Origin of the sequence: Pseudomonas sp. RL_105y_Pfl2_101, from assembly GCF_963970585.1 — a bacterium.
Taxonomy (GTDB): domain Bacteria; phylum Pseudomonadota; class Gammaproteobacteria; order Pseudomonadales; family Pseudomonadaceae; genus Aquipseudomonas.
The window spans coordinates 1-23811 of sequence record NZ_CAXAPG010000048.1; the positions used below are offsets into that span (position 1 = coordinate 1).

General features: G+C 62.6%; 10 protein-coding genes and 2 pseudogenes. 8 read left to right on the plus strand and 4 right to left on the minus strand.

The features are described from left to right. Positions 1 to 3022 (minus strand): non-ribosomal peptide synthetase (locus AACY31_RS26835; RefSeq protein ID WP_339493093.1); only part of this gene is annotated, 3022 nt, incomplete at its 3' end. A 360-nt stretch (positions 3023 to 3382) separates the two neighbouring features. Here AACY31_RS26835 and AACY31_RS26840 point away from each other — a divergent pair. The 3 genes from AACY31_RS26840 (at position 3383) to AACY31_RS26850 (ending at position 6522) form a co-directional block, all read left to right on the plus strand. Beyond that, positions 3383 to 4387, plus strand: a complete 1005-nt coding sequence (locus tag AACY31_RS26840; protein ID WP_339483572.1) for a cupin-like domain-containing protein — start codon at positions 3383 to 3385, stop codon at positions 4385 to 4387. Continuing rightward, on the plus strand, positions 4384 to 5754 hold the full coding sequence (locus tag AACY31_RS26845; RefSeq protein WP_339483573.1) for an MFS transporter: 1371 nt from the start codon (positions 4384 to 4386) through the stop codon (positions 5752 to 5754). Before AACY31_RS26840 ends, AACY31_RS26845 begins: the two co-directional genes overlap by 4 nt. 156 nt (positions 5755 to 5910) lie before the next feature. After that, complete coding sequence (locus AACY31_RS26850; RefSeq protein WP_339483574.1) at positions 5911 to 6522, plus strand: aspartyl/asparaginyl beta-hydroxylase domain-containing protein; 612 nt, start codon at positions 5911 to 5913, stop codon at positions 6520 to 6522. A 585-nt stretch (positions 6523 to 7107) separates the two neighbouring features. Here AACY31_RS26850 and AACY31_RS26855 read toward each other — a convergent pair. Genes AACY31_RS26855 through syrB1 form a run of 3 tightly spaced genes read right to left on the minus strand, consistent with a single transcriptional unit; the run spans position 7108 to position 11195 of the window. Continuing rightward, complete coding sequence (locus AACY31_RS26855) at positions 7108 to 8334, minus strand: alpha/beta fold hydrolase (RefSeq protein WP_339505409.1); 1227 nt, start codon at positions 8332 to 8334, stop codon at positions 7108 to 7110. Positions 8335 to 8394: 60 nt separating this feature from the next. Next, positions 8395 to 9330, minus strand: coding sequence for a syringomycin E biosynthesis L-threonyl-[L-threonyl-carrier protein] 4-chlorinase SyrB2 (syrB2, locus tag AACY31_RS26860; RefSeq protein ID WP_339483578.1), 936 nt, complete (start codon positions 9328 to 9330; stop codon positions 8395 to 8397). A 17-nt stretch (positions 9331 to 9347) separates the two neighbouring features. Beyond that, complete coding sequence (gene syrB1 / locus AACY31_RS26865) at positions 9348 to 11195, minus strand: syringomycin E biosynthesis L-threonine--[L-threonyl-carrier protein] ligase SyrB1 (protein WP_339505410.1); 1848 nt, start codon at positions 11193 to 11195, stop codon at positions 9348 to 9350. 521 nt (positions 11196 to 11716) lie between these two features. On the opposite strand from syrB1, the gene AACY31_RS26870 reads away from it, so the two are divergent. The 5 genes and pseudogenes from AACY31_RS26870 to AACY31_RS26880 all read left to right on the plus strand — a co-directional run. Beyond that, complete coding sequence (locus AACY31_RS26870; protein WP_339483582.1) at positions 11717 to 12778, plus strand: TauD/TfdA family dioxygenase; 1062 nt, start codon at positions 11717 to 11719, stop codon at positions 12776 to 12778. Positions 12779 to 12812: 34 nt separating this feature from the next. Further along, positions 12813 to 14522 carry a cyclic peptide export ABC transporter gene (locus tag AACY31_RS26875; RefSeq protein ID WP_339493095.1) on the plus strand — a complete coding sequence of 570 codons (1710 nt, stop codon included), beginning with the start codon at positions 12813 to 12815 and terminating at the stop codon, positions 14520 to 14522. A 453-nt stretch (positions 14523 to 14975) separates the two neighbouring features. Beyond that, positions 14976 to 16202 (plus strand): annotated as a pseudogene (locus tag AACY31_RS29120) (condensation domain-containing protein); the annotation flags it as partial. Positions 16203 to 16277: 75 nt separating this feature from the next. Beyond that, a pseudogene (locus tag AACY31_RS29125) lies at positions 16278 to 17753 on the plus strand (amino acid adenylation domain-containing protein); the annotation flags it as partial. Next, positions 17739 to 23811: amino acid adenylation domain-containing protein (locus AACY31_RS26880; RefSeq protein WP_445261581.1), on the plus strand; the 6073-nt coding region annotated here is incomplete at its 3' end. The pseudogene AACY31_RS29125 and the gene AACY31_RS26880, both read left to right, overlap by 15 nt.

Below are 23811 nucleotides of genomic sequence, written 5' to 3' on the forward strand. Positions count from 1 at the left end.
GGCCGACCTGAGCCAGTTGCAGCAGGTCTTTCCAGATTTCAGCGAGGGCGATTTCAGTGTCGCCCTGGGGCGCCTCGTAGGTTTTGCTGGCCAGGGACTCCAGGCCGGGGGCCGGCAGGGCGCGACGATCAAGCTTGCCGTTGGCGGTCAGGGGCAGGGCATCGAGGTGGACGAAGGCACTGGGTACCATGTACTCAGGCAGGTGCTTGAGCAAAGTGCTGCGCAGTTGTTCGGCCGGAATCGGTTTGCCGCAGACATAGGCGACCAGGCGCTTGCTGTCCGGCTGCCCCGGATGGTCCTCCCGGGCAATGACCACCACTTCACGCACACCTGGGCACAACGCCAGGGCCGCTTCGACTTCGCCGATCTCGATGCGCAAACCACGGATCTTCACCTGGAAGTCATTGCGGCCCAAATACTCCAGGGCACCGTTGGCGAGCCAGCGGCCGAGGTCGCCGGTCTTGTACAGGCGCGCGTTCGGCGCGGTGCTGAACGGATCGGCCACGAAACGCTCGGCGCTCAATTGCGGTTGGTTCAGGTAACCCCTGGCCACGCCGATACCACCAATGTGGATCTCCCCGGCGACGCCCAGCGGTTGTGGTGCGCCACGGCCATCGAGCACGTGCATCTGGATATTGGCGATCGGTCGGCCGATGGGCACGCTTTCGCCAGGGTCACTGGCGCGGCATTGCCAGGCCGTCACGTCGATGGCCGCTTCGGTCGGACCATAGAGGTTGTGCAGCTCAATCCCTGGCAACTGCTGTTCGAAACGCCGTTGCAGGCTGCGGGGCAAGGCTTCGCCACTGCACAACACACGCTGCAGATCAGGGAAGGTTTGTCCGTCATGATGTTCGAGGAACAGATCGAGCATCGACGGCACGAAGTGCAACATCGTGATGCCGGCCTGGCGAATCAATCGGGCCAGGTAGTCCGGTTCCTGATGGCCACCCGGGCGCGCCATGACCAGCTCGGCGCCGGCCAGCAGCGGCAGGAAAAACTCCCAGACTGACACGTCGAAACCGAACGGGGTCTTTTGCAGCACTCGGTCGTTGGCATCGACGCCGTATTCGTCGCGGGCCCACAACAAGCGGTTGACCACGCCGAGGTGTTCGTTCATCACCCCCTTCGGGGTGCCGGTGGAGCCGGAGGTGTAGAGCACATAGGCCAGGTGAGTGGGTGTCAGGCCGAGGGTTTGCGGGTCCGGGTTGTGTTCAGGGTGCGCGGCCAGTTGGGCGTGATCATCGAGGGCCAGCAGCGGGGCATTCGACGGTGGCAGCAGGTTTTGCAGCGCCTGGCTGGTCAGCACCGCCCGAGGGCTGCTGTCGTCGAGCATGAACGCTTGGCGTGCGCTTGGCAGGTCCGGGTCGATGGGGACGTAGGCGGCCCCGGCCTTGAGCGTCCCCAGCAGGGCGACGACCATTTCCGGTCCACGCCTCAGGCTTATGGCCACTCGGTCATCCGGTTTTACGCCCAGCTCGATCAGGCGATGGGCCAGCTGATTGGCCTGGTGGTTGAGTTGCGCATAGCTGAGCAACGGCCCGGCGTCGTCGCGTACGGCACAGGCGTGCGGACGCTGTTGGGCTTGCTGTTCGAACAATTGGTGGATCAACACTTCCTGCGGATAGTCGCGGGCTGTGGCGTTGAATTCGACTTGGCGTTGTCGCTCGGCCTGGCCCATGAGCGGGTATTGCCCCACGGGCGTTTCATGCTGCTCCAGCACCGCCTCGAGCATCGAGACGATGCGTTGTTGCAGGTGCCGGGCCTCTTCCAGGCTGAAGTAGGCGGTGTTGAAGTTGAAATCCAGGTGGACGTCTTCGAACGGATGGTAATCGCGCACGAAGATCGCCATGGGCGTCTGCTCATAGCCGTTGTCCATGGTGATGACCGTGGACGAAGTGCCGCCGAACTGATCGTCGCCGTTGAGGCTTTCGAACGACAGTGACACATCAAACAGCTGTCGACGCCCGGTCTGTGCCAGGCGCAGGGTGCGATTGAGCTCGGCGATGGGGAAGCGCTGGTGACGGTAGCAGCGGCGCAGTTGCCCGCCGGCGGCATGCATCAGATCCAACAGCGAGGCGTCGAAGTCGACGGGAAGGCGAATCGGACTGACGGAGGAAAACATGCCCGCGGTTTCTTTCGCGCGGGCCGTGGTCCGGTTGTGTACGGGCATGCCGATGACGAGTTCATCGACGCCCACGGTGCGGCAGAAATAGGTGGCCACCACGCTGATCAGCACATGGGCGACCGAGAGGCTGCGTTCGCTGGCAAATTGCGTCAATGCGTTGTACAGCGCCCGGGGCAGCATCGCCTGGACCTGGGCACTGGGCGCCAGTTCGTTGGCCTGGCCGGTCTTGAAATCGGCCCGGCGCTGCAGCAGCGATGGTGGCATCTGTGCGTAGGTGTCCTGCCAGAACTGGCGGTCGCGCTCATAGCGGGATGAGGCCAGGTAAGCCCGGTCATCTTCCAGAAACGACAGGTAGGAATGCCCTGGGGCGACTTCATCGTTGCCGGCCAGCAACCCGTTGTAGGCTGAACCCACGGCATGGCCGATCAGGGCCACGCCAATGCCGTCGGTGACCAGGTGGTGGTAACGGGCGAGCCAGTAATGGCGGTTCGGGCCGCAACGGACCATGCGTGCGTCCCAGAGTCGGCCAGTCAATGACTCAAAGGGTTGGCGAAAGGCGTTACGCAGGTACTCGGTGGCCAGGCCGGCGTCGGCCTCGGCCTCGGAGAACTCCACCACCTCCAGGTTCACCTTGACCTCGGGCAGGACTCGCTGGCGACCAGTGCCGCCTTCATGGCTGAAGCTCAGGCGCAGGGTGTCGTGCCGGTTGGCGACCAGTTCGATGGCTTTCTCGAACAATGCAATGTTGATCTGGCCCTTGATCTCCAGGGACATGCCGATGTTGTAGTAGGGCAGGTCCGGGTGTGCGAGCTGATCCAGCCAGATACCCTGCTGGACGGAGGCCAGCTCGTGGGACGCGGAGTCTTGGGTAGGCAACATATCGGTCGACGAATCCATTTCGGAGCACCTGCTTGCAGAATCAATTGAGGCTTTTCTCCGTTCGAATGGCAGTGATGAAGGCCTGGACGACTGCCAGTCGGCGGAATCAATAGCCGTGGAGAAGGACATCGGGGGCGGCGCAAAGCGTTGGGGCGACGGGGTGACGAGGGCTGCGTTGCGAGCCGTCGAAGGTCCTGTCCTGCCGTTCGGCTGCACCTGACATCCCTTCACAAAGTGAGAAAAAATTAGAGCATCCGCCTTGGGATGTCTGTCATGGGAAGCAGGGACAACAGCGCGGAACGGGGCTTTGCGGCGCTTGGGCGCGGTCGCGCGAGTCTGTTATACCAACGGCCCTGAGTGTGCTTGCGAGGGTCGAAAATGCCATTAACCGCCGAACCGGACCGCCCAGCGACGAAGTTCTGGAGCTTGTCCCGCTTTCCCAATCACCCACAGGCAGGCGCGGTCGAGGTGATCGATGCGCTGGCGATTTCCAAAGAGGAGTTCACTCGCCGCTATGTCAATCGCAACCGTCCCTGCCTGGTCAAGAATGCGGTGCGGCATTGGCCGGCTTTTCACAAATGGCAACGCCTGGACTACCTCAAGGCGCACTCGCGCAACAGTGCGGTGGTGGTGCGCTCGCAGATCGTTTCCGAGGTCATCGGCTGGTCCAATCCCCAGGTCAAGGCCGAGCTGACCGAGTATGCCAACACGGTCTATCGGGAAGTGCCGTTTCACCAGTTTCTTGACGACTTGAGCGTAGGTGATACGCCGCTGGTGGCCGACAGCTGCCGGTTCTCGGAAGGCTCGGCCATCGAGCAGATGAAAGAGGACGTGGGTGGGCTGCCGTTCATGCCGCAGTTGGGCAAGTCCCGGCACTATCCGCCCCATCGCAGTTTCCTGTACCGCAACTCCTATACTGATTGGCACTTCCATGTCGTCGACGAAACCTTCATGGCCCAGGTCGTCGGTGCCAAGGAGGTGTTGTTGTTACCGCCGGACGAAGCCAGTTGGCGGGCCTTGCGCCCGGTGATCGAGGAGGCGGGCTACCTGTACGACATCGACACCGGGCGCTTTCCGGGCACTCGCGGGCTGCGGGCGCTGCGTACGGTGGTGGAACCGGGGGATGCGTTGTACATCCCGGTCTACTGGTGGCACGCGGTGCAATCGATGGACGATGAGTTCGGCGCCACCGTCGCGGCGACGTTCCCGACGCCCCTGCATGTCAGTGGCAATATCAGCTCGCCCATCGCCAGGCGGGTGTTGCGGGCCTATCTGTTTTCCCGTTTTGCACCGTTGGTGTTTGGCGCGGTGCTCTATTCCCTGGCCTATCGGTTGCTGGACAAGTTGATTGGTGTTGTCACGCCTCGCGATGTGCGCCCATGAGCGTGGGGAGCGGCCGCCGGGGTTTTGACCTGGGGCGCGGATTCTATTTGCTTTGGTGCGGCGAGTCGCTGGCGGTGGTGGGCACGGCGCTGATGGAATTCGCCCTGGGCGTCTGGGTGTACAACCAGACCGGTTCGGCGGTGGCCTTTGCCAACGTGGTACTGGCGGCAACACTGCCGGCGGTGCTGTTCTTGCCTTTAGCGGGCGGCCTGGCGGACAGGATCAGCCACCGGGTGATCATTGTCTGTTGCGATGTGACCCTGGCGGTGTTGCTCCTGGGGGTCATGGCGCTGCTCTGGTTCGAAAGCCTGGAGCCGCTGCACCTGTACATTTTCAATTGCCTGGCGTCGATTGTCAGTGCCTTTCGCAAACCGGCCTATCAGGCTGCGGTCAGTACGATCGTCGCGCCCGACAAGTTCACCCGAGCCTCGGGGTTGATCAGCATCAGCAAGAACGCTTCGGCCCTGGTGGCGCCGTTGTTGGCGGGGGCGATCATGGCCAGCGCCGGGCTGGTGACGATCCTGGCGGTGGACCTGATCACCTTCTGCTCCGGCACCTTGCTGGTGATCAAGGCGTTCTCGCATGTACGAGGGACGCCAGGGCGCCAGGACGGTGCGCCCAAAGGCACGGTGTTTGGTGGCGCGCTGGGGAATGTCGCCGCGGCGCTGAAGTTCTTTGTCGCCGAGCGGCTGATGGCCGGGCTGCTGGTCTACACCATGATGCGCACGGCGCTGTTGTCACTGGCGACCCTGATGATGACGCCGTTGCTGCTGTCGACCCTGGGCAGTCAGGTCTTGGGGATGGCCTACACCTGGGCGGCCCTGGGTGGTTTGGCTGGCGCGGGGCTGCTGATTTCGATGGGCAATCCACGCCGGCTGATGGCGCTGGTGGCGGTGGCCGATCTGTTGCTGGCGGCCTGTGTCGTTGCCTTGGGGCTGGTCTCGCAAGCCGTCGCCTACTGCGCGCTGGCCTTTGTTGCGATCACCATGGCGAGCATCGCCGACGCCAGCGTGAATGCGTTGTGGATGCGCAGGATCCCCGCCGGCAGCCGTGCCAGTGTGTTTGCGCTGATCAGCATGTTGACCATCGCCAGCACCAGCCTGGCGGTGATTGTCGGCGGCTTCCTGGTGGACCACTGGTTCCAGCCCGCCTTGGTACCCGGCGGCCTTTACGCCGATTCGATCGGACGTTGGCTGGGCGTGGGGCCGGGGCGTGGTGTGGGGTTGCTGTTTGTGGTGGCCGGTGGGTTATTCGTGCTGCTGCCATTGAGCGTCTTGCTCTATGGGCCGATGCGTCGACTGGACGAGCCTCCGACGCCGATGGCCGCCCCGCGAATGACCGAACCCCCCCAGGCCGAGCCCCTCTAATGTCGGTCGGGCTCGGTGTACCTGATTCCCGTGACAGACAGGCCACGCCCGGTGGGTCACCCTTGCCGGGCTTTCCTGCTACGCCCTCAAGCACCCGGCGGACAGGACCATCTGGCATCGCCAGCGGAATCGACAACCTCAATAAAAGGAGTACCTATGCGTCCGGCGTTTTATGATCCCAGCCGTTTTCCGCAACTGAAGAATCTGGCTGATAACTGGGAAGTGATCCGTGAGGAGTTTCTGGCCCTCAACGCGCCCACCCTGACGATCAACCGCGTGGGCAAGCAGATCGCCGAGATTGTCGAAGAGATCGACGCCCACATGGCGGCTGGTGGAGAGTATGGCTGGCTCTGGGGATGGGGAGACGACATGGATATCATGCCGGAGTGGACCCAATACGGCCTGGTGGCCTACGACACCCCGATCCCCTACGCCCGCGACGCCATGCCCGGGACTATCGAGCTGCTGAGCAAGATTCCAGGTATCAAACTTTGCGCCTTGTTGCGTATGGAGCCGAACGTGTTTCTCGGTACTCATTCTCATACCGGCACTTGGGAAGAAGGTTTGCTGCACATGCAACTGACCATCGATGCTCCTACCACGCAGAACTATGCCTACCTCAATGTCAATGGCAGCTTTAACCAGAGCACCAATGGCAATCTGGTGATTTTCGATGGGTCCCTGGACCACTTTGCGGTCAATGCGTCCAGGGCTCACCGTACGGTGTTGTATCTTGAGTTTCATCGTGAGAAGCATATGGTGGCTTGATGTGCCGCTGTTCCCAGGGAATGGTGGCGACCGAGAGATTGGGGGCGCCGCTAACCCATTGTGGGAGCGGGCCTGCTCGCGAAGAGGCCGGCACATCCAGCATCTTCATCAACTGAGCCACTGCTATCGCGAGCAAGCTCGCTCCCACACTGGATTTTCAGCAGCCACAAAACTTATGTGCACCCAGTTCCCCTGTGGGAGCGAGCTTGCTCGCGAAGGGGCCGACACATTCAACATCTTCATTGACTGGGCCACCGCTATCGCGAGCAAGCTCGCTCCCACACTGGAGTTTCAGCAGACACAAAATTCATGTGCATCCAGCCCCCTGTGGGAGCGAGCTTGCTCGCGAAGGGGCCGGCACATTCAACATCTTCATTGACTGGGCCACCGCTATCGCGAGCAAGCTTTGCTCCCACGGAGCAATGCCGGAGTGAGGGCATGCCGAGCCCTAGCGAGGCACCGAGTGGTGGGGCAGAAGCGTTTTGGTTACTTTCGCCTGGGCCGGCATTCCGGCTCTTCAAAGGCGACCCGCCGTCAGGGCGGAACCCTAAGTGGCCGTTACCGAAGAAACGGATATTCACACCTTCAGGCCGGGTAACCCAATCTCACCGTCGACTCAAGCGCCGACTCCAGAAAACGAAAAGCCGTCTGCTTCGAAACCTGGGTCGACTCGAAGAACGCCAGGTGGCTGCCATTGCGCTCCACATGCAGCAGGGCATCGCTGATGGCCTCGGCAATGTGCTTGGAACCACCCAGGTGGGTGGTTTCATCGCAGTCGCCGGCGACGACCAGGGTGGGCACCGTGATCTGTTCCAGCCGCGACTTCAACTCAGTCTTGTTCAGCGCATCGTTGAGTCGCGCATAACGATAGAACAACTCTTCGTTGACGTAGGGATAGAGCGCCGCATGGGCGATGGAGTCCGGAATGGTCGCCAGGGTGGCCTGATCCAGGAACAACGCCTGCAGGTCGCTGGCCTCGTTGCGATCCACGGCGGCCGACTCCATCAGCCATTCGAAATTCTGCTGGTGGGCAGTGCGCAGGCTGTCGTCCCCCAAGTTGTAGTCGCCGTGCCACAGGCTCAGGGAGTTGACCCGGTCGGTGTGGGTGGCCGCGGCGCTGAGAGCGATCACCGCGCCACCGCAGATACCCATCAGGTGCGCGTTTTCCAGGCCATAGTGGTTCATCACATTGATCAAGTCGCCCACCTGGGCGTCGGTGTCCACGGATAACTGGTCGAACGAGGTGCAGGAGCCGAACAGCCCGCGGGTTTCCCAGGTGACCACGAAGAACCTCTCGCTCAGCGCATTGAACCAGTCGCGGCACAGGTCGAACGGCATGCCGCAGGGCAGGGCGAGGACGATGGCCGGGCGATTTCGATCGGTGTTGGCATGGACTGACAGCGCCACGTTGTCGCGGGTGATCAGGTGCAGTGTCTCGACCTCGGGCACGGCACCGCTGAAATCGAAATGCCTGACCAGGCGCCCGAAATCCTTGGCACTGTCGACGTCGTCGAAGTGGTCATAGGCAAACTCGAGGGCCTGGCAGATTTTCTTACTGATGAACATTTCGAAAGACGACAGTTGCGCCTCGCCGTCATGCACGTACTGCACGGCTTTGACGCCGATCCTGGCGAACGCGGTGTTGACCGCGCGTTCCGTGGCTCTCACGCTGGAGGAAGCATGGTCGGGTGCCGCGTCACTGCCCTGGGCCAGAAAGCTCAGGCAGATGGGATCGGGCAAATGGATGGCAAGGTGCCTAAGCATCCTCACGGTCTCACACAGGCGCGTCGCTGCGTCGGTGGAAATAGTCATGGATTGGGGACTCCTGTCAGGCACGTTACGCACGCCAACTGTCATGTGGCATTGAAAAAGTCAGACGGCTTCGAACTTTTTGCCTCGTGTGGTGTGGGTGACAAGGCGATTGTATTCAGGCGTCGTCTCGCCGATGACCTGCACCGCGCCGTACTTCTCAAGGCTGATACGTCCACCGTATTCCTCGATGTGGTCGGAGTCCGGATATATCTTCACGAACGACGGCACATAGCGCGAGGCGAAGCCCATGCGCATGTCCTGGGACTCACCGCTGTGGGGATAGGAAGCGTGCATCAGGGTCGACCAGAAAATGATGAACTGGCCGGCTTTCATCTGCATGGGCATGGCGGAGGCTTCATCAGGCTTCCAGTTTTCGTCGATCTGCAACTGGCGATAGTCGTAGCCGAAGAAACCGCGTCGCACGCCATCCTTGACCACCGAGCTGTTGTTGGCATCGGGGTCGTAGGCCATGCGCTTGGTTTCGTCGTAGTTCATGCTGTTCTGGGTGCCGGGAATGAATTGCAGGCAACCGTTGGCGATGTTGGCGTCGGTGAAGGCGGTCCAGACGGTGATGGTGCCGCCGAAGTCTTCGTTTTCCGGCCACAGGATCTGCGGCTTGCCCGAGGCATTGGCGAAGGTGTCGGCCTGGTGCCAGTCGGTGCCTTCGTCGCCCGGGTATTTAGGGAAAAACTCGGTGCGCCAGCACAGCACGTCCGGGCCGAGGATGCTTTCGACGCGGTCGCAGATTTGCGGGCGGCAGATGTGACTGGCGAGAAAATCGTCGTCCAGGTGGCGATCGTAGTTGGCAATGTTGGTACCGCCGGAGATCGCATCCAGGTCCTGGTATGCCGCGGCACTGCGGTCGAGCAGACGCAGGCGGGTGCGTTTCCAGGTCTCTTTCATTTCTTCTGGCGAATAGGCGTCGAACGGTCCGATGAAACCGTTCTTTTCAAAGGACGCACGCTCTTGCGGGGTCAAGGCGAATTTTTTGCTCATGGGCTTTTCCTTTTCGATCAATGGGCTTGAACAAGGGAGCGCTGGATACAGCCGGCCAACACTTTGGCGGTCGCGCCATCGGCCAACACGCCTGGGTCGAGGTTGACCCGGTAATGGGCCTTTAGCGTGCTCAACGAGCGAATCAGGGCCAGGGAGGTGCCGCCGAAATCGAAGAAGTCATCGTTCAGGCCGATGTTCTTCAGGCCGATGTCGTCCGACCAGACCTTGAGCACGAACTGCTCCTGTTCGGTGAGGCCCGGTTCACTGGTGTGGAGCGCGGTCGCCGGCACGGAATCGGGCGAGGGCAGGCAGTCCTTGTCGATCTTGCCGTGGTCGGTGACCGGCAACGCGGCCAGTGGGATGTAGGCCGAGGGGCGCATGTAGTCCGGCAGGGTCGCGGCCACCTGTGCGGCGACTTCGCTGCGCACCTGTTCGGTCCAGGCGGTCACGCCATGGGTTGGCACCACATAGGTGACCAGGCGCCAGTCGCCATCGCCGTAATCGTGACCGGCCACGTGGGCGGCGGCTACGGCGGGGCTGGCTTGCAGGCAGGCCTCGACTTCGCCTGGCTCGATGCGGAACCCGCGGATCTTCAGCTGTTCATCGCAACGACCGGCATAGCGATACTCGCCGTCGTCTCCCAGCACCAGCAGGTCGCCGGTGCGATAGGCACGGCTCGGGGTGTCCGGCAACTGGACGAAGCGCCCGGCGTTCAGGGCGGGACGATTCAGGTAGCCCAGGGCCACACCGGCGCCTTCGATGTAGAGCTCACCGGCGTTGCCTTGAGGCACCGGTTGCTGATCGGCGTCGAGCAGGTGTAGGCGCCAGCCATCCAGTGGCGCGCCGATGGACACCATAGCGGCGCTTTCCAGGTCCTGGCCACGTACCCGTTTGAAGGTGGTGTGGACGGTGGCTTCGGTGATGCCGTACATGTTGATCAAGGCAGGCTTCTGATCGCCATGCCGCTCAACCCACGGTCGCAGCACGGTGGCTGGCAGCGCCTCGCCACCGAACACTACATAGCGCAGCGCCAGGGGTGCAGTGGCAGAGCGGTCAGCCTCATCCAGGCCGCGGAACGCCGATGGCGTCTGGCTCAGGACGGTCACGCCCTGGTCGGCTAGCCATTGACGCGTGCCACTTGGCGAGCGCGACACGTCGTAGGGCACCACAGCGACATGGCCACCGTGGGCGAGGGCGCCCCAGATTTCCCATACCGAAAAATCGAAACCGATGGAATGGAACATCGACCAGACGTCGTTTTCGGTGAAGGCGAACGAACGTTGGGTACTGTCCAGCAGGCGGCTGACGTTACCGTGCGCCACCAATACGCCCTTGGGCTCACCGGTGGAGCCGGAGGTGTAGATGACATAGGCCGGGGCGTCGTCGGGGTTGCGTCGGTCGATGGTGGGCAGCGGTTGCAGGGTCGGACCGGCCAGCAACTCGGCCAGGGACAGGACGCGCACGGACGCGCTCTGCGGCAGATCGGCGAGTTCACCGATCATCAGGCTCAGGCCGCTGTCGCGCACGATGTGTTCGACACGTTTGCCAGGGTACTGCGGATCGACTGGAACGTAAGCGCCACCGGCCTTGAGGATGCCCAGCAGGCTGATGACCAGATCGACGCCACGTGGCAGGCACATTCCCACCAGCATGCCGTCCTGGACGCCTTCCTGGCGAAGCCTGGCCGCCAGCTGTGACGAAGCCGTGTCGAGTTGTGCGTAGCTCAATGAGCGAGACGCGTCGGACACCGCGGTTCGCTCAGGGAATTCACGGGCCCGGGCGAGGAATGTTTCATGCAGGAATGCACCGGGCGTGAGGGGGGCTGGCGCGGGGTTGACCGAACCGCCAGTGTTCTTAATCGGCATGACTAACGCTCCTGTTAAATGCCAGGCACAACCTGTTTGCGTGTTGCGCAAACCAATGTGCTTGAGACGTCACTGCGACCCACGGCATCGTTTGCGGTACCTGTGCAATTCGCAGCTCGCGCATTTCAGCACCGACTTCGTGTCGGCGTCTGTCGCGGGAAATGGGGACAAGCGAGCCTTATGCGGATCGACGTGCATCGATGCGTCGGTGCAATGGCCGGTGGTGGGCTCTGTTTTGGTGTGTATATCCGTTGCTGCGGTAACGGCTGCTGGCGGAACCCTAAGCCGCCGTTACGCAAAAAACGGATATACACCCCATCCGCTCGTAAAAAAACCATACCTCTTGAAACTGAAGATCAGCAGATCCAGAAACGACCTAAGTAACCACCATTACAACCTCTGTCCCGGTTTGCGGTGCCAGACATCCCCCCGGATCAATGTTTTTATCCTTGCCCGATGGTAGGGCGCATTGGTCCGGCCCTGCGACGTGGATCTGACGATCCGTGGTTCAGGAGTTATTCATGAGTCTTCAAACTGACGCTTCGCCCGCCATCCCCGTTGACGGGATGACGGATTCGCTTGTCTGGCCAGGTCACGGGGGCGGCGAATCGGTCAGGCTGTCGTTACTCGCCGACGGCTTGAGTTTGCCGGTGGTGATCGAGCCGATCGAGCCGGGGCTGGATCCTTCGTTGTGGGCCAACACCCATCGCCAGGCCATCGAGGCGTTGCTGTGTCGTCACGGCGCGGTGCTGTTTCGCGGTTTTGACCTTGGCTCGGTGCCAGCCTTCGAGGCGTTCGCCGAAGCCTTGTCGCCTGGGTTGCACGGCAGCTACGGCGACCTGCCGAAGAAGGAGGGCGGACGTAACGTCTACCGCTCCACGCCGTATCCCGAGCGCGAGATGATCCTGTATCACAACGAGAGCTCGCACCTGGAAAGCTGGCCGCGCAAGCAATGGTTCTATTGCGAGCAGCCGTCCCGGGTGGGCGGCGCGACGCCGCTTGCTGACATCCGCCAGGTCCTGAAATGCCTGCCTGAGGAGGTGGTGGCCCGGCTCGAACAAAAAGGCCTGCGCTACAGCCGCACCTTCACCGCCGGTGTCGAGCCCAGCTGGGCGTCATTCTTTGGCACCACCGAGCGCGCCGTCGTCGAGCAGCGTTGCCGGGAAGAGGGCACCGATTTCGAATGGCTCGACGCTGACACCTTGCAAGTACGCACCCTCTGCCCGGCGGTTATCCAGCACCCGGTGACCGGGGAGCGGGCTTTTTTCAACCAGGTACAGCTGCACCATCCGTTCTGTCTCGGCGAGGAAATGCGCGAGGATCTGCTCGATATGTTCGGCGCCGACCGATTGCCGCGCATGGTCAGTTATGGCGATGGAACGCCGATAGAAGACGACGTCATGGCGTTGCTCGGCGAGGCCTATGAGGCCTGTGCGGTCAGGTTCACCTGGCGCAAGGGCGATGTGGTGATGCTCGACAACATGTTGGCCGCCCACGCTCGCGATCCTTACGAGGAACCACGCCTCATCGTGGTGGCGATGGGCGAGATGACCGCCCGTGGCGATGTATGGCGACCGGTGTGAGCCCTTTAGCGACTCCATTCGAGGATAGCAACCCATGAAAAAAGAGCAGAAAGCGAAGAAAGAGAAGAAGCCCAGACCGGGCTCGGTCATGCGCCTGTTGTGGCGCAACCATCCCTGGCTGACGCTCTTTACGTTGATCTGCGGTGTCATCAGCGGGGTGGCGTCCATCGCGGTGGTGAGCGTGATCAACGAGGCTATCCACAATGACGGCTCGCGCCTGCAGGCGCTGTACTGGTTCATCGGGCTCAGTGCCACGGCGCTGATCTTGCGCAACGGTGCAGCTTTGTTCCCGGCCTACGCCAGCATGCGGATCATGACGCGCTTGCGCATTGCACTGTGTCGCAAGATTCTCGCCACGCCACTGGAAGAGGTGGACCGGCGTGGCCCGCCCAATGTGCTGACGATGTTGACCAACGACATCCCGCAACTGAATACGACGCTGATCATCATGCCCACGATCCTGGTGGAGGCGACGGTCTTTCTGTTCGGCATCGGCTACCTGGCCTACCTGTCGTGGGTCGTGCTGGCCTTGACGGTTTCACTGATGATCCTGGGGGTGGGGCTGTATCTGTTCTTCTTCTCCTGTGGCGTCAGGAACACCTCCCGTGTGCGGGACGAATACACCGCGTTCAATGAATACACCCACGCCCTGGTGTTCGGTCTCAAGGAGCTCAAGCTCAATGGCGTGCGGCGCCGTTGGTTCGGTCGCTCGGCCATCGAGGCGTCTTCCACCCGTGTGGCGCGCTACAACTTTGTCGAGCGGCTGTGGTACACCGCCGCCGACAACGTCGGGCAATTCACGCTGTCGTTGCTGATCGGTTGCCTGCTGTTCGCCGCACCCCTGGTCGGTGCCGTCGATCCGAAAATCATGACTGCCAGCGTCCTGGCCGTGCTGTACATCATGGGCCCGTTGTCGTTGCTGGTCGGGGCGATGCCCTTGCTGGCGGCGGGCCGGGTGGCGTGTACGCGTCTTTCGGAGTTCGGTTTCTCGATCAACGATTCGCACCCGGAGCCTATCGAGACCGATGTGCCCAAGGTCCATCTGCTGGAGCACAAGAAGTCGTGGAACCGGATCGAGTTGAAGGCCGTTCGCATGCATTACCAGGAGCAGCACGCCGAGACCGGTTTCTCCCTGGGCCCCATCGACCTGACGGTACAGACTGGAGAGTTGATCTACATCGTCGGTGGTAACGGTTGTGGCAAAAGCACCTTGGCCAAGCTCATCTGCGGGCTCTACATTCCCCAGGGCGGCGAGGTTTTGCTCGATGGCAAGGCCATCACCGAGGAAAGTCGCAACGACTATCGCGATCTGTTCTCCGCGGTGTTTTCCGATTTCCACCTGTTCAACCGCCTCATCGGCCCCGACGAAGAGGACGGCAGCCCGACGCTGGCGCGCAAGTACCTGGAAACCCTGGGGCTGGCCGACAAGATCAAGATCGAAGGACTGGGGTATTCCACCCTTAAGGCCTTGTCCTATGGCCAGCAAAAACGCCTGGCGCTGGTGTGCGCCTACATGGAGGACCGCTCGGTCTACGTACTGGACGAGTGGGCCGCGGACCAGGATCCGCCGTTCAAGAAGTTCTTCTACGAGGAACTGCTGCCCGACCTCAAGCGCCGTGGCAAGACGGTGCTGATCATTACCCATGACGACCAGTACTTCCAACTGGCCGATCGCATCATCAAGTTGTCGGATGGCCAGATCGTTTCCGACATCAACTGCGCCCTGCGCGACAAACGAGCCTGAATGTCCATTCAGGCCTCATCGTCCGGCTTGCGCTGTCGCGACAGTACTGCTGAACACCCGTGAACAACGCTTGGCATTGACCCACCCGGCAGACGTGCATCCTCGCCGGGTGGCGATGCCATGCAAGAACGCTCCGATCGTTCGACGCTCGACCGATCTCACGCCGCGCCGGCTACTTGCGCGGATTTGCATCAACACCAGGCGTGCCTGTTGCATTCAACCCGGGCAGCACTGACAAATCTCTGAGAAGGACCGTATGAAATTTTTCTTTGCGCGTGTAGTGGGTGATGTTGTTGCAACGGGCTGTTCGGCCGAGCGGGGCCATGAGCAACAGCAGGTCAGTTCATTGTCGGTGAGTGTTCAGGTGTCGGAGGGACGGGTATGAACCAGTCCCTGTCGTTTTCGCAAACCTACCCGTTGACGGCCGCCCAGCGAGACATCTGGCTGGAGCAAATGGTCCAGGGCGACTCCCCCCTCTACAACATCGGAGGTTACCTGCACATCGAGGGTGTGGTTGACGCCGAGCGGTTCCAGCAGGCAATCGACTTGTTGGTGCAAAAGCATGATGCCCTGCGCACGGTATTGCTCCGTGAAGCCGACGCAGGTGGCGTGCCGATGCAGATGCTGGCCGATACGCTGGCGGTGCAGGTGCCTGTGCATGATTTGTCGGATCTGCCCGACCCGCAGGCATCGGCACAGGCCTGGGTCGAGCAGCGGATGGCGATGGCGTTTCCACTGGATGGCGGGCCGCTGTTCCGCTTGGCGCTGCTCAAGCTCAATGGCGCATCGTTCTATTTCGTCATCCAGGTGCATCACATCGTCCTGGACGGCTGGAGCATCGGTTTGATGTTCAAGGAACTCGGCGAGCTCTACAGCGCGCTGGAAAGCAACCAGACGCCAGACGTGGCAGCACCGTCCTACGTGGCGTTCATCGAGGACGATGCGCGCTATCGCGATTCCCCGCGGTTTGCCCGTGAACGGCAGTACTGGCTGGAAAAATACCAGGAAGTGCCACCGCCCTTGTTCGTGGCCCGCAACCGTGATCGCTACCCTGATGGCATGGCCCCCAGCCGCCATGCCGTATGGCCCTACGCTCGGTCGCTGAACGAGCGGATCGACGCCCTGGCGCAGGTGCATCAGTCCTCACGCTCGGCTGTGCTGCTGGCTGCGCTGTACGTTTATTTTGCCCGCACCACCCAACGTGAAGAGCTGGTGATCGGTTTGCCGGTCCTGAATCGCTCCAACGCGTCCTTCAAGAAAACCATGGGGATGTTCACCCAGGTGAGTGCCGTGCGGTTGCGCTTCAGCGCCGAGCTGTCATTCGGCGAGCTGGTCCACGACGTGGCGCGCACCCTCAAGCAGGACTATCGCCACCAGCGCTTCCCCCTGAGCGACATGAACCGTTCGCTGGAATTGCTGCAGGGCAACCGTGCGCAGTTGTTCGACATATCGTTCTCCTATGAGCTGGACGATCACCAGTTCATGTTCGGGCAAGCCCCGGCGCGTTCGTTCAAGTGCTCGAACGGTCACGAACAAATGCCGTTGGCCATTCACGTGCGCAGCAACCCGCACGACGATAACGCCTGGCTGCACTGGATCTACAACGCAGCTTTTTTCCAGGACGGTGAAATCGAGGCGATGGCCGAGCGCTTCATGCAGGTGCTGGAGCAAGGCTTGGGTCATGACGCATTGCCGATCTGCGAGTTTGTACTGCCGACGCCGGCCGAGGCCCTTCAGCTACAGGCCTGGAACGCCAACGACGGGCAGCACTATGAGCACGACCGCACGATCCATGGCCTGTTCGAAGCGCAAGCGGCCGCGCAACCCGATGCGGTGGCAGTGGTGCATGAAGACCAAGCATTGACCTACGGCGAGCTCAATGCCCGGGCCAACCAAGTCGCCCATCGCTTGCTGGCGCTGGGTGTTCGCCCGGACGACCGGGTGGCGATTTGTGTCGAGCGTGGCCTGGACATGATCGTCGGCCTGTTGGGTATCCTGAAGTCCGGCGCCGGTTACGTGCCGCTGGACCCGGCCTATCCGCCGGAGCGCCTGGCCTTCATGCTCGAGGACAGCACCCCGTCGGCCTTGCTCACCCAGTCGGCGCTGGAGGTGCAACTGCCGGCGCTGTCTGCGCCGGCGTTATGGCTCGATCAGCCCGCCAGCGCGGGGATCGCTGAACAGCCGTCGCACAACCCCGACGTCGCGGCGCTGACGTCGCACCACTTGGCCTACGTGATCTACACCTCGGGCTCCACCGGGTTGCCCAAGGGCGTGATGGTCGAGCATCGCAACGTCGCACGGCTATTTTCGGCGACCCAACCGTGGTTCGAGTTTGGCCCTCAGGATGTATGGGCGCTGTTCCATTCCTTCGCGTTCGATTTCTCGGTTTGGGAAATCTGGGGCGCGTTGACCCATGGCGGCCGCTTGCTGGTGGTGCCACAACTGGTCAGTCGTTCCCCGCAAGACTGCTACGCACTGGTGTGCGAGGCCGGGGTCACGGTCTTGAATCAGACGCCGAGTGCCTTCCGCCAGTTGATCGCGGCCCAGGGCGAAAGCGAGCTGCGCCACAGTCTGCGTCAGGTAATTTTTGGTGGCGAAGCGCTGGACACTCGCATTCTCAAGCCGTGGTATGACCGTGCAAGCAATGCCGGGACGCAATTGGTCAACATGTACGGCATCACTGAAACGACGGTGCACGTGACGTACCGTCCGCTTGAAGCCGCCGATGCGCAGTGGGGCGGGGGCAGTCCGATCGGCAAGCGTATCCCTGATCTGCGCCTGTACCTGCTCGACCCGTACGGCCAGCCCGTGCCGGTGGGCGTGGCAGGCGAGTTGTATGTCGCTGGCGCGGGGGTGGCACGGGGTTACCTGAACAGGCCCGAACTCAATGACACCCGCTTCATCGCCGATCCGTTCGACAGCACTGCCGGGGCACGGATGTATCGCACCGGCGATCTCGGTCGCTGGCAGGAGAACGGTGAGCTGCAATACCTGGGTCGCAACGACGAACAGGTGAAAATCCGTGGCTTCCGTATCGAGCTTGGCGAGATCGAGACGAAGCTTGCGGCGTGCGAGGGTGTGCGCGAAGCGGTGGTCATCGGCCGTGAAGACACGCCGGGCGATCAACGCCTGGTGGCCTATCTGATCGCCGGCGAAGGCGCACAACTGTCGGCGGCCGAACTGCGTTCGAACCTGCTGGGTTCGTTGACGGACTACATGGTGCCCAGTGCCTTCGTGGTCCTTGAACGGTTCCCGCTGACCACCAACGGCAAGCTCGATCGCAAGGCACTGCCGGCGCCCGATGCACAGGCGTATGCCCATCGCGTGTTCGAAGCGCCGGTAGGCGACGTGGAAATCACCCTGGCCGGGCTCTGGACTGAACTGCTCGGCGTCGAACAGGTAGGGCGCCATGACCGGTTCTTCGAACTGGGTGGTCACTCGCTGCTGGCGGTCAAGCTGATCGAGCGCATGCGCCAAGTCAATCTGGACACCGATGTGCGGGTGCTGTTCGGTCAGCCAACCCTGGCGACACTGGCGGCCGCCACGGGCAGCAGCGGTGGCATTGTCGTACCGGACAACGCCATTGCCCACGATGCCCAGCGCATCACGCCAGACCTGCTGCCACTGGCAACGCTGACCCAGGACGAAATCGAACGTATTGTCGCGGCGGTGCCGGGTGGGGTGAGCAACGTCCAGGACATCTACGCGCTGGTGCCATTGCAGGAAGGCATCCTGTATCACCATCTGGCGACCGCCCAGGGCGATCCCTATCTGCTGCAAGCGCTGTTGCGCGTGGGCAGTCGCGAACAGTTGGATGCGTTCGTCCAGGCCTTGCAGGCGGTGGTCGAACGGCACGACATCCTGCGTACGTCAGTGATGTGGGAAGACCTGGGCGAGCCGGTCCAGGTGGTCTGGCGCCAGGCCCGGCTGATGGTGGAAGAACTCGCCTTGAATGCGGCCGATGGCGACATCGCCGAGCAGCTGCGGGCCCGCTTCGATCCTCGCCATACCCGCTTCGACCTGCGCCAGGCACCGATGATGCGCATCCACGTGGCCGAAGACCTCGTCAGCGGCAGTTGGGTCGCGGTGTTGCTGTTCCATCACTTGATCGATGACGCCACGTCCCTGGGCATGCTGGGCAAGGAAATCGAGGCCCACCTGGAAAACCGTGCGGGTGAATTGCCCAGGTCCGTGCCTTATCGCAACTATGTGGCGCAGGTGCGCTTGGGCAGCGATCCTGGTCAACATGAAGCGTTCTTCAGCGAAATGCTCGGGGACGTGGACGAGCCGACGCTGCCGTTCGGCTTGCAGGATGTGCAGGGCGACGGCACCGGTATCGAAGAGGCTTCGCTGTCCCTGGCTGCCGACTTGACCCAGCGCCTGCGCGCCCAGGCACGGCGCCTGGGAGTCAGCACGGCGAGCCTGCACCATTTGGCCTGGGGCCAGGTGGTGGGGCGCTTGTCCGGCCGCCAGGATGTGGTGTTCGGGACGGTCTTGATGGGACGCCTGCACAGCGGCCAGGACGACGGTCACGCTTTGGGCATGTTCGTGAACACGCTGCCGTTGCGCGTCGAGGCAGGGGGGCAGGGTGTGCTGGCCGCGCTGAAGGCCACCCACGAGCGCCTGGCGGCGCTGCTTGGTCACGAGCATGCGCCGTTGTCCCTGGCGCAACGTTGCAGCGGGGTCGCCGCGCCGACGCCACTGTTCAGCGCGTTGCTGAACTACCGGCAAACCGCGGTGGCTGCGCAGGCACCCAACGACGCCGGTCAGGCGCGAACCTGGGCTGGGGTCGAGATCCTCGGCGGCGAAGAGCGGACCAACTACCCACTGTCGCTGTCGATAGACGACCTGGGCGAGTCGTTCGGGCTGACGGTGCAAGCCGTGGCCGGCGTCGGCGCGCAGCGCGTTTGCGCCTATATGAATACGGTGCTCGAAGCACTGGTCGATGCGCTCGATCAAGCTGTCGACTCACCGCTGCATGACCTGGATATTGTTCCCTCCAATGAGTGGCGTCAGTTGGTCGAGGACTTCAATGCCTTCGATACGGCCTACCCGGCGGGGTTGCTGATCCATCAATTGTTCGAAGCCCAGGTCCAGGCCCGGCCAGACGCTGTCGCGCTGACGTATCAGGACGCGTGCCTGAGCTACGGTGAACTGAATCGGCTGGCGAACCAGATTGCCCATCGCCTGATCGAGCAGGGAATCGGTGCCGATGATCGTGTGGCGATCTGCGTGGACCGCAGCCTGGAAATGGTCGCGGGGCTGCTGGGTATCCTCAAGGCTGGTGCTGCTTATGTGCCCCTGGACCCGGCCTATCCGAGTGAACGCCTGGCCTACATGCTGGAGGACAGCGCGCCCAAGGTGCTGCTGACCCAGCGCGAATTGCAGGCCCGCTTCCCGCAGCCGAGCATGCCGGTGTTGTTACTCGATCCCGAGGCACGCGATGCCGCGGGTATCAGCGCCCAACAGCAAACCAATCCGCACGTGAGCAGCCTAAGCCCCGACGGCCTGGCGTATGTCATCTATACCTCGGGTTCCACCGGCCAGCCCAAGGGCGTTGCCATGCCGCACCGGGCCCTGGTCAACCTGATGCAGTGGCAAATCGAACAGGCCCAGCAGCAAGGCCGCGCGACCGTCCGCACCTTGCAATTCGCGGCCCTGGGCTTTGACGTTGCCTTCCAGGAGATGTTCAGCACCCTGTGCGCCGGTGGCGAACTGTCGTTGATCCATGCTGATGTCCGATTGAATTTCCACCGTCTGTTCCAACACATCCGCGAGCAGCGCATCGAGCGCCTCTACCTGCCGTGTGTCGCCCTGCAGGCGTTGGCCGAAGCGGTGGTGGGCGACGGTGAGGACGGTCCGCTGGCGTGCCCGCTGCAGGACGTCATCACCGCGGGCGAGCAACTGCGCATCACGCCACAGATCCGTGATTTTTTTGCCCGCCTGGACGGCTGCCGCCTGCACAACCACTACGGCCCGACCGAATCCCACGTCGCCACCGCGCTGACCTTGCCGGACGATGTCGCCGCCTGGCCTACGCTGCCGGCCATCGGGCACCCGGTGGCCAACACCCGCATTTATCTGCTGGACGAACACCTGCGCCCGGTTCCGGCCGGCGTGGCGGGCGAAATCCACATCGGCGGCGTGTGCGTTGCCCGTGGCTACCTGAACCGCGATGACCTCAGTGCCGAACGTTTCATTCGCGATCCGTTCACGATGGATGGCCAGGCGCGCCTGTACAAGACCGGTGACCTGGGGCGTTACCAGCCCGACGGTTGCATTGAATACCTGGGGCGCAACGACGATCAGATCAAGATCCGCGGTTTCCGTGTCGAGCTGGGAGAAGTCGAGGCCAGGCTTTGCCAGCACGCCGGGATCAAAGAGGCGGCGGTCATCGCCCGTGAAGACAGCCCTGGCGACAAACGCCTGGTGGCGTACTTCACGCTTGCGGTCGCGGACCTGTGGCCCGACGCCGATTCACTGCGCGCGCATCTGCAAGCACTCTTGCCGGACTACATGGTCCCGGCGGCCTATGTGCGCCTGGAAAAACTGCCCCTGTCGCCCAACGGCAAACTGGAGCGACGGGCGTTGCCGGCGCCCGAGGCGGACGCCTTCGCCAGCCGTGCCTATGAAGCACCGCAGGGCGAGGTGGAAACTGTGCTGGCCCGGCTCTGGACCGAGGTACTCGGCGTGGAGCGGGTGGGGCGCCATGACCACTTCTTCGAGCTGGGCGGACATTCGCTGCTGGCAGTGAAACTGATCGAGCGGATGCGCCAGGCCGGCGTGAGCGCGGATGTGCGCGTGTTGTTCGGTCAACCAACCCTGGCCGCCCTGGCCGCAGCGGTGGGCGGTCGTGCTGACATCGTGGTGCCGGCCAATGGCATCGTCACCGGTTGCCAGCGGATCACGCCGGCCATGCTGCCGCTGGTGTCGCTGGACCAGCCCACCATCGACCGGATTGTCGCCACGGTGCCTGGTGGGGTCGGCAATGTGCAGGACATCTACCCGTTGGCCCCGCTGCAAGAGGGGATTCTCTACCACCACATTGCCGCGCAAGCGGGCGACCCGTACTTGCTGCAAGCCACGTTTGCCCTGGACAGCCGTGCCCGGCTCGATGGGTTCGTCCAGGCTTTGCAGGCGGTCATCGATCGGCACGACATCCTCCGGACCGCGGTGCTCTGGGAAGGCTTCGACCAGCCCTTGCAAGTGGTCCAGCGCCGTACCGAGCTGCTGCTCGAAGAACCGCTGTTGGACCCGATCCAAGGCGACATCGCCACGCAACTACAAGCGCTTTTCGACCCTCGGCATTGTCGCCTGGATTTGGGTAAGGCGCCGCTGATGCGCCTGGCGTGCGCCTGGGACAGTGCCCAGCAGCGCTGGGTGGCGATCCTGCTGTTCCACCACATTGCCCTGGACCATACGGCGCTGGACGTGATGCAGGCGGAAATGCTGGCGTGCCTCAACGGTGAGGCCGAGCGCCTGGACGCCGCCATGCCGTACCGCAATTACGTGGCGCAGACTCTGCTGGGTGTCAGCCGCGCGCAACACGAAGACTTTTTCCGCGAGATGCTCGGCGATGTCGAGGAACCGACGCTGCCGTTCGGGCTGCGTGAAGTACAGGGCGACGGCCGGGGCATCGACGAGGCTAAGCTGAACCTCGATAACGCGTTGAGCCTGCGCCTGCGCCAGCAGGCGCGCCAGTTGGGCGTGAGCCCGGCGGCCCTGCATCACCTGGCGTGGGCCCGGGTGCTGGGACGCTTGTCCGGGCGCGAAGACGTGGTCTTCGGCACCGTGTTGTTGGGCCGCATGCAGAGCGGCGAGGGCTCTGACCGCGCGCTGGGCATGTTCATCAATACCTTGCCGCTGCGGGTGAAGGTGGGGGCCGAGGATGTACGCACGGGTGTCAAGGCGACCCATGAGCGACTGACCGCCTTGCTCGGTCATGAACACGCCTCGCTGGCATTGGCCCAGCGCTGCAGTGGTGTGCCGGCTTCGTTGCCGCTGTTCAGCGCCTTGCTCAACTACCGCCACAGCCCGCTCCAGGACAACGACGGCATCGAGCGTTGGGCGGGAGCACAGGTGTTGGCGGTCATGGAACGGACCAACTATCCATGCATGTTGTCGGTCGACGACCTGGGCGAAGGCTTTCTGTTGAGCGTACAGACGGCTGGCGCTGTCGATGCCCGGCAGGTCGGCACCTACATGGAGACAGCTTTGGCGAGTCTGGTGGAGGCGCTGGAGTTCGCGCCTCAGTCGCCGGTCAATGCGCTGGATATCCTGCCTGGAGACGAGCGTTGGCAGTTGTTGCGGGATTTCAACGCCACCGAGGCTGACTATCCGCAGCAGCAGACGATTCATGGGTTGTTCGAGGAACAGGTCCAGCGTACCCCGGATGCCGTGGCGGTGATTCGCGGCGGGCAACGCCTGAGTTACCGCGCGTTGAACGAGCGGGCCAACCGCCTGGCCCATTACCTGCGCAAGCAGGGCGTAGAGCCCGATTCGCGGGTGGCGATCTGCGTCGAGCGCGGCATCGACATGGTTGTTGGCTTGCTGGCGATTCTCAAGGCCGGCGGTGGTTATGTGTCGCTGGATCCGGCGTATCCGTTGGATCGGATTGCCTACATGCTCGAGGACAGCGCACCGGCGGCAGTGTTGGTGCAGGACGTTACCGTCGGCTTGTTGCGCGATGCCTCGATGGCCGTGATCAATCTCGACAGCGGTTTGTGGCAGGACGAGTCCGTCTCCAATCCGGAGATCAGCGGGCTGACTTCATCGCACCTGGCCTATGTCATTTACACTTCGGGTTCGACGGGTCTGCCTAAAGGCGTGATGATCGAGCACCGCAACACAGTGAACTTCCTGACCTGGGCCCATCGCTCCTTCGATGACGCCACATTGTCGAAAACCCTGTTCTCGACTTCGTTGAACTTTGACCTGGCCGTCTACGAGTGCTTCGCGCCGCTGACCTCCGGTGGCGGCATCGACGTGGTCACTAATGTGCTGGAACTGCAACAGGGCGAACACGACATCACCCTGATCAACACCGTGCCGTCGGCCCTCAAGGCCTTGCTGGAATCGGGCGGGTTGGGCGAGGGCGTCGACACGGTGAACGTCGCCGGTGAAGCCTTGAAGCGCAGCCTGGTGGAGGCATTGTTCGAGCAAACCCAGGTCAAGCGCCTGTGCAACCTCTATGGCCCTTCGGAAACCACGACGTATTCGAGTTGGGTGTCGATGGCCCGCGAGGATGGGTTTGCCGCGCACATTGGTAAACCGGTGGCGAACACCCAGT